Below are 12,749 nucleotides of genomic sequence, written 5' to 3' on the forward strand. Positions count from 1 at the left end.
CGAAACTTTTCCGTAGCGCTTCGGCCAACGAGAGGCGAGATCAAGGAATAACGATGAACAGTACCAACTAGCTCGCGGCGGATCGGGTTGATTCTTTCACCGACTGTTCCGCAATCCATGCCAGATCGGGCACACGGCCGAGTTCGAGCATTTTAAGGAAGAAACGCTCCTCGCGGGGTTGGCTCTGCTCGAACACGTCGGCCAGGGCTCCGGACTCGTCGGTGGTACCCATGATTTGGTCCCAATTCTCCAGCACGTCTTCGGTCGTCAGGTCCGGGCTGAAGTATCCACGAGCGCCTGCGAGGAACACCCGGGCCATCCGTCCACCGCCGGCAGTGAAGGCTTCACCTGTGGTGGGGGCCTTCTCATGGAGCAACGGACCGACCGCGGTCGCGACCTTCTCTGGCTGAAGGGTGCTTCTCATGAACGTGATGAGCTCCGTCTCTTCGCCTCCTCCGCTTGCGCCCACCGTTTCTGTGAACGCCCACGGCATCAGAGTGTTCGCGATGATTCCGTGTTCTTCGCCGGCGGCCGCAATCTGTCGAGCTGCCGCGAAGACAGCAAGCTTGGACACGGCATAGTCGAGTTCGTACCCGGTAGGCCCGTACCAAAATCCGGTTCCCACGGCAGAGGATGTGAAGAGGATACGCCCGTACTGCTGCTGGACCATATGGGGCCACGCGGCGCGGTTGAGTTGGAGGGATCCGCGGACGTTGATGTCGAAGTAGAGGTCAAGTCCGGCGGCTGGCGCCTTTTCGGCGAGCTCGGATCCGTCCATGACGCGCCCTGCCGGCACTCCTGCGTTGTGAATGAGGATGTCGATGCGCCCGAACTCCTCGATCGTCTTTGCGACCAAGGCAACGGCGGCCTCGTCATCCCCGATACGGGCTCCGACGGCCATAGCCTTGCCGCCGGCTACACGAATCTTGTTGCACAGCGCCTCTGCTCGATCAATTGCGGAGGGTAGGTCGTTGACCACGACAGTCGCACCGCGGGCAGCCAAGTAGCGAGCGTGCGCTGCCCCGATACCTATTCCTGCCCCTGTCACGATTGCCACTCGCCCGTCGAAACGCAGTTCTGAACTCATAGGGTTACGTCCTTTCGATGATGCGCCTCGTCATCGGGGCGCATCTAGATGAGATCCGGCCGATGCAGCGGATCGCAATTTGTGGAGCGGAACAGCATTCCTTCGCGCTGTTGGCGCCAGACCTACCAGGGACGGTCGTCTGGCATGCCACCGCGGGAGGCTGTCGCGTCGTCTACCGGGAGACGCCCGATCCGCCGGCGACGAAAATGGATTGGGCCCTGATGTATGTCGAGTCATCACCGAGGAGGAAGGAGACGAGCGCACCGCGTCGGTCTCAAGGTCACCGATCCGCTTGAGCGGGACCGAGTCCATCGCAGCCTGGAAGGCTTGGGGATCACTCTGCTCCCAAACACTGTCCCTTCTGTTGGTGAAAGGCAGAACGACGTCCACCCGGATGCTGTCGACGCCCCACTCGACCGCCGCAACCCAGGTCAACCCTCGAATTGACTCCTTCGCTGCATCCTAGGTGGCGAATCCTGGCTCGCCTGCAGCCCCGGCGCCGGATTCAAGGTTCACGATAGAACCTCCGCCAGCGGCTTTGAGGTGCGGGTACGCGGCCTTCATGAGCAGGAAGGTCGCCGCGGTCCCGTGCTGGAGGACAGTTCAAACTCGTTGGCGGTTTGCGAGGTGAAGGGTGAGGGCGGCTTGATGGCGTTGTTAACCAGCCCGTCCAACGTCTCGAAGTGCTCGATCGCCGCACTGACGACGGCGTCTGCCATTGTGTCATCTCGAAGTTCGGCGGTGAGAACACGGTTCTGCAAGCTGAACTTGAGGCATGGCGCATTCGATTGGCACCCCCGGAGCGCACCGGCTGCCGCAAGTGTAGCCGAATCTCGTCCGGATTGTGGGCACCCACCGGAGAAATGGTTTCGTCCTCGCCGCGGGCAAGCTCCGTCAGCGCCGTAATTTCATTCGTAAATAAAATCATAGATGCACAGGCCGGGCAGAGTCGCTGGATAGATGGACCGCGATGCTCCTTAGTACGTCTGCGGCGTTCGACAGAGTCACAGAATCGGCGCCGTTAAGAGCTTGTGAGAGGATCCCCCGCCGCGCGGAATGGATACTCTGCAAGGCTTGTGCCCCCTCTCCGGTGATACTAATGAGAAATGCGCGTGCATCGGTGGGTATCCGTTCACGCCGAATAAGATCCTCGTTCTCCAGCCGCTTCAGGCGCGGGGTAATCGACGAGACATCAACACCGTGACAGGCCGCGATATCCGAGACCCGTAACTCACCGTAGGCGTCAAGATACTCCAGCAGTGCCCAAGACGCCGGGGGAAGACTGTAACCGCAGCGCTGGGCAATCTCGCCATACGTTGTGCGATCGGCCAGCAGCCGCAGCACTGCGGCCAGGGACCGTTCCAGATCATCGAGAGTCTCCTCCATGTTTGCCACAGTAATACCCAGCCGTGAGAAAGCAAAGCTTGGCCAAACTAACTTTTCTCGCTACTGTCGAGTCCACCCCGCTGCAAGGAGCGCCCAATACATGAAGTTGTCCATTGTTGATCTCGGGACTGTGGCGCCCGGAAGTACCGAAAAGGACGCTCTAGCCGATACGCTGGAGACCGTACGCCACGCTGAACAGCGGGGCTTTCACCGCATCTGGTTCACAGAACATCATCTGAGCCGCTCAGGTGCCTCGCACTACCCCGAGCTCCTGATCGCAGCCGCCGCGATGCTTACCTCCGAGATCCGATTGGGCTCGGGCGCGGTGCTGATGAATCACTACAGCCCGTTCAAGGTGGCCGAGACGTTCAAGCAACTTGAGGCCATGGCTCCAGGCAGGATCGACCTAGGCATGGGCCGGGCGACCGCGGGACCCGTACTCGATCTGGCGCTTCAGCAGAATAGACAAAACCCAGCGCAGACAGACCATCAGCAGCAGGTGCTTGAAACCTTGAGCTGGCTCTACGAGGCATTTCCTGGCGAGCACCCGTTCGCCAACCATCCGTTAATGGCAACTGTGCCCGAGGTGCCGCAAACCTGGCTACTGGGCTCCAGCCCGAACGGTTCAAACCTCGCCGCCGGCCTGGGTATCGGTTACACGTTCGCTGGCTTTATTAATCCTATGAGCGCTGCGACGGCCCTTCGTCAGTACCGGGAGAGCTTCCAACCTCAAGGCTTTGGGCTTGACTCCCCGCGGGCGATCTTAGCGGTCAATGTCGCAGTCGGTGACACTACCGCTGACGGCCTGCATCTGGCGAACTCACCGAAGGGCTACTACTCCAGACTCAGTCGTGCTGGCCGCGCCGCCGGATCCGTCGTAGTACCCTCCCCCGATGAAGCCGCGCGCGAGATGAGTCAAGCCGAGAAGGATCAGCCAACTACCATCGTCGATGGCCGGTGGCCCAGGTTCGTCGCTGGCGGACCCGATGATGTGCGCGCCACTTTGGAGCAGATGGTCGCCGAAAGTGGTGCCGATGAAGTTATGATCCAAAACCTCATCGCCGATCCCGCTGCCCGACGCCATTCCCACGGACTCCTCGCCCAGATATTCGGCCTCACGCCGCGGACGGCACCGCGCGGAAAAACTATGCAATAGCGCGGTCAGGTGCCGCAGACCACTCCTAGACTATTCAACGCTCCGCCAGCTACGGCCACGCCCGCGACACTGACACTGACACTGACACGGCGACATTCGGTCAGGTCCTCCGGAGGCTGTCGAATTAGACTGCACTCACGTAGGGGCACCCGGCCACCCGCCGCCTGCCGTCAGGGGCGGCGCCACAGTCTCGGATCCATCACCGGATCGGTGTAATCAAAGGCAGTCCATGACGATGTCAGCTTACCAACTCGAGCGGGTCTCTTGTTGCCTTACGTAGACAAAAATCCCCTGTGGTGCGGGTTAATCGGGAGATGGGCTGGACCTCTTGGCTGTGGCGGAAGACTTCCGTTTTTGGACAGACGACAGCCCAACAATGACGGGTTCGCGATATGCCACTCTTGCAGCCATCGCGGAAGAAGTTGAGGAGCCGCTTGTGGTCTCCGTTGTGGTCCCCCAAGGTGCCGTCGGGCACCGCTGCATGACCAACTGCAGCCTGAGTAAGAACAAGCATGTCTACGGGCTCCGCAAGCCGTCATCCACCCATTTACCGATCGTTCATCTGATAGCAACCCGCGCCTTCATGCCCGGACATGTTCGCTCTCCACCCTTGGGTGGGTTCTAGTAAACACTTTTGATTAGGAGTCCCCCTTGTCTACTCGCCTTACCTCCTCATGGAGGAAAAATGCCACGGCAGCTTCCCTCGCCGCAGGTATTCTGCTCGTCAGTGGATGTAGCAGTAATGCGAGTACCGCAACCTCTCCCAACTCCACCCCGGCCGCCACCAAATCAATCGCTACCAGCCCTACCCCCCGATTGAGCAGTGCAGACAACTTCCGTGACCTCGCCGGGCCCAACGACGGTTACGTCACCGCAAGTGGTGAACGCGTCAATCACGGCGTCATCTTACGGTCCAATGCACTGACCTTGACCCCATCGGACGTCCACACTGTCGAAAGCCTCGACATCACCGCCATCTACGATCTCCGCACGACATCGGAGATTGAAGCTAAGCCGAATGTAGCGGTTGCAGGCGCAACCAGCTCCAACATCAATATTTCAGGCGATGGTGTCACCGTGGCCGCAGCGGACCTCGACATCGATACACCACAAACGTCCATGCGAATGCTCGAAGACATGAACCGGATGTTCGTCAACGATCCGGCCCAGCGTGAAGGCTTCGCTCAGTTGCTCAACGACTTGGCCGAAATCGAGGGTCCCCAACTGATCCACTGCACAGCAGGCAAAGACCGTACAGGTTGGGCCTCCGCCATGCTTTTGAGTATTGCGGGAGTTTCGCGCGAGGACATCACCGCTGACTATCTATTGACCAACGAATACTCGAAGGACTCGATCAGTCACACTCTCGCCAAAATTGCAGCGGAAGGTGGACAGCCTACCGCGGACGCCTACGCCCCATTGCTCGGGGTGCAGCAGAGCTTCCTTGATGCGGGATTCGATGAGATCACCACGAAGTACAGCACCGTCGACAAGTATCTGACACATGGTCTGGGCTTGAGCCCAGAAACAATCGCAACAATCAAGGCAAAGCTGGTTAGCTGATCGAAGACTCAACATCGCATCTACAACGCGATGTTATTGTTCGGGACTGCCCCCGGTTCGGTCACGACGCTGAAACGGTGGATTGCCATCGGAGCGTAAGGAATCCGGACCCGGCCCGGCACCGGTCGAGTCGGCCGAGTTGCGGGAGCTGAAGAAGCGTAACCGCTTGGTTGAGCAGAAGAACGAGATTCTGCGCCGGGGTGCCGCCTATCTGGCAAGGAACATCAACCCAAAATGATCTACCCGCTGGCCACAGATCTTGCCGCCGAGGGAGTTCCCGTGGCGGTGACCTGTAGGGTTTTGGGCAATAATCAAGCAAGGCTATTACCGGTAGAGAGCGAACCCGGTGGCCGTCAGGGACTGGGTCGACGCACATCTGGTCAACGCGGCCTGGGGCATCCATGCCGATGATACGGAGTTTGGATACCGGTTCATACCTGACGAGCTCTCAGAGAAGGGCTTCATCGCCGGCGAGAACAGAGTGCAGCTTCTATGCAGGGACTACAGCATCTGGCCAGTGTTCTCCAAGAAGCGTGGCCCGTACCGGAGGCCGGGACCACCGGTGCACGAGGACCTGGTGGAGTTGAACTTCACGGCCACGGTGCCGAACGATCTTTGGCTCACCGACATCGCCGAGCACCCCACCGTTGAGGGCAAGCTCTACCTCGCGATCAAGGACGTCTATTCAGGCAGGCTCCTGGGCTACTCGATGGATTCGCGAATGGAGTCCTCATTGGCCGTCGCCGCGCTGGAGAACGCACTGCGGGCACCCCGCTCGGCAGGAACGGTGGTGCATGAGAGCCGCGGCTCGCTCCCTCAGGTGCCTGTCAAGGTAGTGCCGTTGACCTTATCTTGACAGTGACCTAGGCCACAGACTAGATTACGAATCACCATTCGTGCGAATAACGATTCGCGTGCTTAGCGGTTAACAAGTCACACCAGGTGACACGAAGCTTTCAGGACAATGTCGTTCAACTCACCTCGTAGGGGGAACAAGATGTCAGATGCAGACCGGGTCGACTACGGTGCGGATCAGAATCCAGCGGGCGTATCAAATGTCCTGGGCGCACGGCCCGGGACGCCGGCCATGCACGGCTACGACGCTCCTCAGCACGCGGACATGACACGGGTGCAGCTCACGTTCGAGACGACTCATAGGGCGATGCAGAAACTCATCGCGCCTCCACCCCTGCAGGTCGACCTGGACGCGCCCGCCTTCTGCACGATCATGGCCTTTACCTCCCCGAACTTCCGTGGGCGAGACGGCCGGGTAGCCCCGTATACAGGGTTCTCGTTGTGGGCTCCTATCGATCACAACGGCACGAAGGCGCAGGCCGGGTGGGAGTTTGTGGATGGCGCCGGCCCTGCTCATGACAAAACAATCCCGGAGATGCTGATTTTCTCCGGCCAGGTCTATGGCATGTTGAAGAAATTCGGGGACCTTCGCTTCTACCGGAACGGGGTGGAGGTGGCTGGCGACCTCGCGTCGGTCGAAGAGGGTGATGAAATCCTGATTACGGTAGACCGGAAGAGTCGACGGATTGCCAGTCTCCGGGTCCGTGTCGGGGCACCGCGGGGTGGTAGTGATGCTGACAATGAGTCGGCTCCCCGCCTCGGGTCGGTGCCGGTGCTCGCGGTGAGGGAAATTCCGACGGTGGACTACAAGGGCTTCGTTGACCGCAGCATCGTCTCCAGCGACATCAACGCGAACGCAGGGCACGCACCGAAGAAGGAGTTTGCCGCAGAGCCGCTCCACCTGGAGTTCTGGCCCAGCGAGTCGGAGGCTCTCGACCAGCTCGAGGTCGGCAAGTTCATCGCCGCCAGCGTGATCGTCGCAGATTCTCCTCACGAGACGATCAGCAGCATGTTCGTGGTGGAACAGCTTCCGCTCACCGTGTAGTAGGACCGACCGACCTGATAGTCAGCGCTCACACGCCTGCGTTGATCGAACACCTTCAGAAAGGTGACCCGCTATGGGGCGAATTTACGAGACCGAGTTCGGAAAGTTTGAAGTCACTAGGGCTGAAATTATCGCTGATCGGATCAAGGCCTTTCGCTTTCAACCGACAGATGGTGAACCGGTAGCACCCTGGACCCCAGGAGCGCATCTGGACGTCTGCCTAGGACCCAGTATCGTGCGGCAGTATTCCCTGTGTGGTGACGCGGCCGACGCCCACGGGTACACAGTGGGAGTCCTCCTTGATCCGGCCAGCCAGGGCGGATCTAAGGCCATGCATGAACTCGAGGTGGGAAGCACGGTCGAGATCCGGGGTCCACGAAACAACTTTGAGCTCGTGCCCGCCTCTGAGTACGTGTTCTTCGCCGGTGGAATCGGGATCACCCCCCTTCTGGCGATGGTTCGGCGTGCCGCCGATCTCCAGGTTCCCTGGCGTCTCGTCTACGGGGCTCGCAATCGTGACGCCATGGCCTTCCAGACGGAACTGGAGAACGTTCCGGGCGGTGTCCTGAAGCTGATGCCCGAGGACACCCATGGACGAACCGATTTCAAGGAAGAGCTCCTTCTAGCAGGTGAAGGCGCGGCGATCTACGGGTGCGGTCCGGCGCCGATGCTGGATGCACTCTCAGCGACGTGTTCATCCCTCGGCCTCGACGCGAATTTTCATCTGGAGCGGTTTCAGCGATCCGGCGATGTCCACGCACTTCAGCCGGCGGACACAGTTTTCGAGGTTGAACTTGCGCGGTCAGGGGAGGTGGTTACGGTGGGTGCGGATCAAACGATCATCGACGCGCTGTTGCCGCTCAGACCCGACCAACCCTATTCCTGCTTGGAGGGGTACTGCGGTACGTGTGAAACAAAGATCTTCAGCGGGGTACCCGATCATCGCGATGAGTATCTTTCCGACCAGCAGCGGGTAGCAAATGAAAGCATCATGCTCTGCGTGAGCCGGGCTAAGAACCGTCGCCTCGTCCTTGACCTGTAATAACCATTCAATGAAGAAGGGAACACAATGACCACCATACCCCCGGGGGCTCGTCCTTCCATCCGCCCCTTTACCTATGCAGAGGCGCCTGAACTTCTCGAGACCGGAATCATGCAGTTCGGCGAAACTCCAGAGGCAATCATCAACAACGCCAAGGACGACAGCTTGGGAGTCGGCCTCGTCTCCCGCGTGCTGTTCCTCGACACTCCCCCAGAGGGCTCTACCGACACCAATGGGCTCAGCCTGGTCCACGCCTGGCTGGCTCCCAACTACGACCTACCTCCCCACAGCCACGACGGCGACTGCCTGTACTACATCGCTTCCGGCAGCCTCATCCTTGGCAAGCGCACACTCGGCACAGGCGATGGATTCTTCGTCCCCAAGAACTCCCCGTACCGCTACAAAGCCGGACCAGAGGGCGTCGAGGTCGTCGAGTTCCGCACGTCGGTGTCGTTCGACTACCAGTACGCGGACAGCAACGAAACGCGTTGGAAGGACCGCCTCCAGTACGCCACTGACCACCGCGAGGACTGGGCAGCGGCACGAGACAACTTCCTCGACTCCAAGTCCGAGAAGACCGAGGTCGCACGATGAGCGCGGTCGTCGTCGGTGGAGCATCGGGAATCGGGCTCGCCACAGCCAAAGCGCTCCACGACGACGGATTTCGTGTAACGATCGCCGACGTCAATTTGGACGCAGCTAAGTCAGCTGCGGCAGAAATCGGAGGAGACACGTCCGCGATCGCCATGGACGTCACCAATGAAAGCTCCGTCGCCGCGGGATTCGAAAGCATCCAAGATCTGACCACCGTGGTCAGCTGCCCGGGCCTGACCTTCGTGGGCGCCATCACCGAGCTTTCACTTGAGGCGTGGCAGAAAACCGTCTCTGTCTGTATGACGGGGACCTTCCTGGTCCTCAAACACGGCGGTCGGGTTATCGCCGAGGGTGGAAGTATCACCGTTATTTCCTCCCTCAATGCGCGGCAGCCCGGAACCGGAATGGGCGCGTACTGTGCGTCCAAAGCCGGAGCCACCATGCTCGTCGAGGTGGCCGCGCTCGAGTCGGCTGCGCGTCAAGTCCGGGTCAATGCCATCCAGCCCGGCCGAGTAGAAACGCCGATGACCGCAGGGTCGGGTGAACTGCCAGGACTCCTCGACCAGTTCGCGGAGAACACGCCGCTCGGTCGCTCTGCACAGCCGAAAGAGATCGCCGATGTGGCAGCTTTCCTCGCTTCGAACAAAGCAACGTGGATCACCGGCGCAGTCTTCGACATCAGCGGGGGCGCTCACCTGCAGAAGTACCCCGACATGCTGGCGCTGACACGACCTTTCATGGAAGTCGGTGCCTCGTAACGAGCCCCACGTTCTCGGAACGAATGCTGCGCTAAAGACGACGAGTTCGCGAGGAGGACCATACTCAGCTTAGGGCGACACGGAGGTGCGCCCAGAGGAAATCGCGTGACATCCCCAGTTCATAACTCTAGAAGTACCTTCAACAAAAGGAAAAACAATGGTTGAAAGCACCGACGTAGCCTCGAAATCCCGAGAGCTGGCAATTCAGTTCTATGACCACTTCTGCACGTTTGACCCGGCAGCGTACGAGCATCTGGTGGAGCCGGACGCCTACTACAAGGTCGGGCACAGCGAATACTTCGGACATGAAGGATTCGCTACAGTCGCCAAAATCGCGAAGTTCCTATACCCGAACGGCATGCAGCCCGAAATCACAGACATCGTCGTCGAGGATTACAAGGCAGCTCTTAAAGTCACTACTCGGGCTGTCACAAACAAGGGCCTGGACTACGAGAATTTCTATTCCGTCCATTTCCGTTTCTCCGAAGAGGGCCGCGTCGCCGAGCTCAACGAGTTCCCCGATACCGCCTACGCGCTGGAGAAGTTCTCGCACGAAGGTATCGAAGAATGGCTTACCGCCTGATAAGCACCTACTCGGGATAGCATCCCAGCCGTCGAAACGACGCGATGAGTGCAGTGAGGCGCCAAAGGCCTCGATGGATGCGGCCGAGGAGCTGTGGAGCCGGGCTTCGTTCGCGCACGGAAAGCTGTTGTCATGCAGGCCGGCGCGGGTTACAAACGGCGCTCCGTTTCGCACACCTACAGCTCCCATCACAAGAGAAACCGGCCGTGTTCTTCCACCGCGTCGGCGAACTCCACCGACCAATGTCCGCTTTGGCTCCGTCATTAGTCACTGCTCAGGAATGAGCCTCATGAAAGTCTCCTCTACTCGTATCGGGGTTCTCGGCGCTGCTCGGATCGTTCGCACCGCGCAGTTCGCCCCAGAGCAACACATGGACGGAATCGAAATCTCCGGAATCGCTGTCCGGGTTCCTCAGCGTGCACAGGCATTCGCTGCCAAGCGCGGCATACCCCGCACCCATTCTTCCTATGAGGCGATGCTCACTGACCCGGAAATCGACGCGGTGTACTTTGCTCTACCCGCTGCCCTGCACGCCGAGTGGCTAATCTCCGCTGTCCAGGCCGGCAAACACGTGCCGTGCGAAAAGCTATTCACGAGCAACGCAGCAGCGGCCACCCGCGTAGCCTCGGTTGCTGCAACATCGGACCGGGTCGTGATGGAGGCCTATCACACCCACTACCAACCACAGCATGGCCGGCTACGGGAAATCCTGGTTGCGGGAGAGATCGGGAAAATTCGCTCGGCCCGGGCAACCTTCTGCATCCCCGTTCCACCGGGTAGGGATATCCGATGGAATCCGGCGTCGGGCGGGGGCAGCCTTTTGGATGTCGGGTACTACCCCGTCCGCGCGCCGGAAGTCCACCTACACCTATCAGCTGGAAACATTTCGGGACTCCATTCAAGTCGGGGCCGGCGTCGGCACGGATTCCGCAGCAGTAGTACAACAACTCCAGACCCTCGACGCCCTTTACAACGCGGCAGGCATGGAACCCCGCCCGTGATAAGCATCTCGAAGCAAGGTTTGACTCACTGCCAACGAACAGATGGAAGCCCCACAGCGCGCTCCACTGCCGGTCGTGTTGCTCCACCTCGAACGTCCTGTATCAAACTCTAGGTAAGGAGATAATTTGCCATGTCCCACTTCCCAACCAACTTTCTTTGGGGCGCCTCAACGGCCCCCCACCAGGTCGAGGGGAACAACGTTAACAGCGACTGGTGGGCTCGAGAGGGCGTAGCCGGAATTCAGCGCAGCGGTGATGCCGTCGATAGTTACCACCGCTATGCCGAGGACATGCAACTGCTGGCTGACGCCGGTCTAAACTCCTACCGTTTCGGCATCGAGTGGGCTCGCATTGAACCCACCCCCGGTAACTTCTCACGAGCTGAGCTAGCCCACTATCGACGCATGATCGACCAGGCGTTACAGCTCGGGCTGACGCCCGTGATCACCCTGCAGCACTTCACCACGCCCAAGTGGTTCGCTGACGAGGGCGGCTGGCTGACCAATCAGGCCACCGATCGTTTCGTCACCTATGTCCAGCACGCTTCGAGCATTCTGGGAGATGTTCCCTACGTCATCACCATGAACGAACCAAACATGCAGGCGATGACGGTCACCATCATGCAATCAATCCTCGTCGGGCAGACCACACAGTGGCAAAGCCCCACCGTTGACGCAGTCACTGACGAGGAGGGCATGTGGAGCGCCGTGTCGCTGCCAGACCCTGACCCTGCTATCGGTCAGAGGCTCGTCGCAGCGCACGAAGCCGCCCGGGAAGTCCTGCACGCCACAACCGATTCCGCGGTGGGATGGACCGTGGCCAACGGGGCTCTGACCGCACAACCGGGTGCGGAAGAAACGCTGCGCGAGCTCAACTACATCCGGGAGGACCTCTACCTCGAAGCCGCTCGGGACGACGACTTCGTCGGCGTACAGGCATACAGCAGCCAAGAAGTGGATGTGAACGGGCTCGTCTCGCACCAGCCCCACCTGGATGACACCCTCGTCGGCACCGCCTATCGACCCGACGCCCTCGCCCTGGCTGTCCGCCATACCTGGGAGGTGACCCGTCAAACACCGATCCTGGTGACAGAAAACGGTATAGCAACGCAGGACGACGAGCAGCGCATCGCCTACACCACTGATGCTTTGAAGGGACTAGCAAGCACGATGGCCGACGGTATTGATGTGCGCGGCTACCTTCACTGGTCGGCCCTGGACAACTACGAGTGGGGTCACTGGGAGCCGACCTTCGGACTGATCGCCGTCGACCCCAAGACCTTCGAACGGCACCCAAAACCGAGCCTGGCATGGCTGGGCAGCTGCGTCGGACGAGGCGAGGTGTAGGCGATACTCAGCCAGCTGCCGGCTCCTCCGCCATGACTATGCCCCAATCGCGCAACCACCCCGGATGTGCCGTCAACGCTCTACCCCGCATGCCGTTGGTGGAACTCCTTCCTCAAAAGGTCTCGAGCGGTCCGGCGGCGCGGCAGTCACTGACCTCTGCCCCGTCACGAAACGTTGCTAAAACTCGTAGCGTGCTTCGACTTCTTGTGCTAACGTTCTGGGCTAATAGATAAGTCGAATCGTGATTCGACTTCTAGAACTCGGCTCTGCCGCCGAGCCCGCACGGGATCTCGCTGCTACGGCGCTGACAGCCCTTGCTTACTGACCGAACAA

At 60.0% G+C, this 12,749-nt stretch carries 12 protein-coding genes and 1 pseudogene; 10 read left to right on the forward strand and 3 right to left on the reverse strand.

Annotated features, from left to right (window positions below; all coding sequences use genetic code 11):
• Positions 1-67: 67 nt before the first annotated feature.
• From M1D40_RS18625 to M1D40_RS18635, 3 genes are all read right to left on the reverse strand, one after another.
• Complete coding sequence (locus tag M1D40_RS18625; protein WP_461171097.1) at positions 68-1,087, reverse strand: SDR family NAD(P)-dependent oxidoreductase; 1,020 nt, start codon at positions 1,085-1,087, stop codon at positions 68-70.
• A 560-nt stretch (positions 1,088-1,647) separates the two neighbouring features.
• A complete protein-coding gene (locus tag M1D40_RS18630; protein WP_461171098.1) occupies positions 1,648-1,848 on the reverse strand; it encodes a hypothetical protein in 201 nt (66 codons plus the stop codon).
• A 163-nt stretch (positions 1,849-2,011) separates the two neighbouring features.
• On the reverse strand, positions 2,012-2,473 hold the full coding sequence (locus M1D40_RS18635) for a MarR family winged helix-turn-helix transcriptional regulator (RefSeq protein WP_461171229.1): 462 nt from the start codon (positions 2,471-2,473) through the stop codon (positions 2,012-2,014).
• 100 nt (positions 2,474-2,573) lie between these two features.
• Here M1D40_RS18635 and M1D40_RS18640 point away from each other — a divergent pair, with 100 nt between their 5' ends.
• The 10 genes and pseudogenes from M1D40_RS18640 (at position 2,574) to M1D40_RS18685 (ending at position 12,416) form a co-directional block, all read left to right on the forward strand.
• Complete coding sequence (locus M1D40_RS18640; RefSeq protein WP_461171099.1) at positions 2,574-3,629, forward strand: MsnO8 family LLM class oxidoreductase; 1,056 nt, start codon at positions 2,574-2,576, stop codon at positions 3,627-3,629.
• Positions 3,630-4,280: 651 nt separating this feature from the next.
• Positions 4,281-5,192 carry a tyrosine-protein phosphatase gene (locus tag M1D40_RS18645; protein ID WP_461171100.1) on the forward strand — a complete coding sequence of 304 codons (912 nt, stop codon included), beginning with the start codon at positions 4,281-4,283 and terminating at the stop codon, positions 5,190-5,192.
• Between the two features lie 57 nt (positions 5,193-5,249).
• Positions 5,250-6,003, forward strand: a pseudogene (locus M1D40_RS18650) (transposase family protein); the annotation flags it as partial.
• A gap of 186 nt (positions 6,004-6,189) precedes the next feature.
• A complete protein-coding gene (locus tag M1D40_RS18655) occupies positions 6,190-7,092 on the forward strand; it encodes an acetoacetate decarboxylase family protein (RefSeq protein ID WP_461171101.1) in 903 nt (300 codons plus the stop codon).
• A 73-nt stretch (positions 7,093-7,165) separates the two neighbouring features.
• Positions 7,166-8,134, forward strand: coding sequence for a PDR/VanB family oxidoreductase (locus tag M1D40_RS18660; RefSeq protein WP_461171102.1), 969 nt, complete (start codon positions 7,166-7,168; stop codon positions 8,132-8,134).
• A 27-nt stretch (positions 8,135-8,161) separates the two neighbouring features.
• Positions 8,162-8,728 (forward strand): cupin domain-containing protein, encoded by a 567-nt coding sequence (locus tag M1D40_RS18665; RefSeq protein WP_461171103.1) that lies wholly within the window; start codon positions 8,162-8,164, stop codon positions 8,726-8,728.
• Entirely contained in the window at positions 8,725-9,486 is a 762-nt protein-coding gene (locus tag M1D40_RS18670; RefSeq protein ID WP_461171104.1) for an SDR family NAD(P)-dependent oxidoreductase, read from the forward strand. The genes M1D40_RS18665 and M1D40_RS18670 overlap by 4 nt, the downstream gene beginning before the upstream one ends.
• Positions 9,487-9,643: 157 nt before the next feature.
• The gene (locus M1D40_RS18675; RefSeq protein WP_461171105.1) at positions 9,644-10,069 is read left to right on the forward strand and encodes a nuclear transport factor 2 family protein; all 426 of its coding nucleotides are present in this window, start codon (positions 9,644-9,646) and stop codon (positions 10,067-10,069) included.
• 289 nt (positions 10,070-10,358) lie between these two features.
• Positions 10,359-11,183 carry a Gfo/Idh/MocA family protein gene (locus M1D40_RS18680; protein WP_461171106.1) on the forward strand — a complete coding sequence of 275 codons (825 nt, stop codon included), beginning with the start codon at positions 10,359-10,361 and terminating at the stop codon, positions 11,181-11,183.
• A gap of 18 nt (positions 11,184-11,201) precedes the next feature.
• The gene (locus tag M1D40_RS18685) at positions 11,202-12,416 is read left to right on the forward strand and encodes a family 1 glycosylhydrolase (protein WP_461171107.1); all 1,215 of its coding nucleotides are present in this window, start codon (positions 11,202-11,204) and stop codon (positions 12,414-12,416) included.
• The last annotated feature ends 333 nt before the right edge of the window (positions 12,417-12,749 follow it).

It is taken from the genome of Arthrobacter sp. Z1-15, from assembly GCF_054792395.1.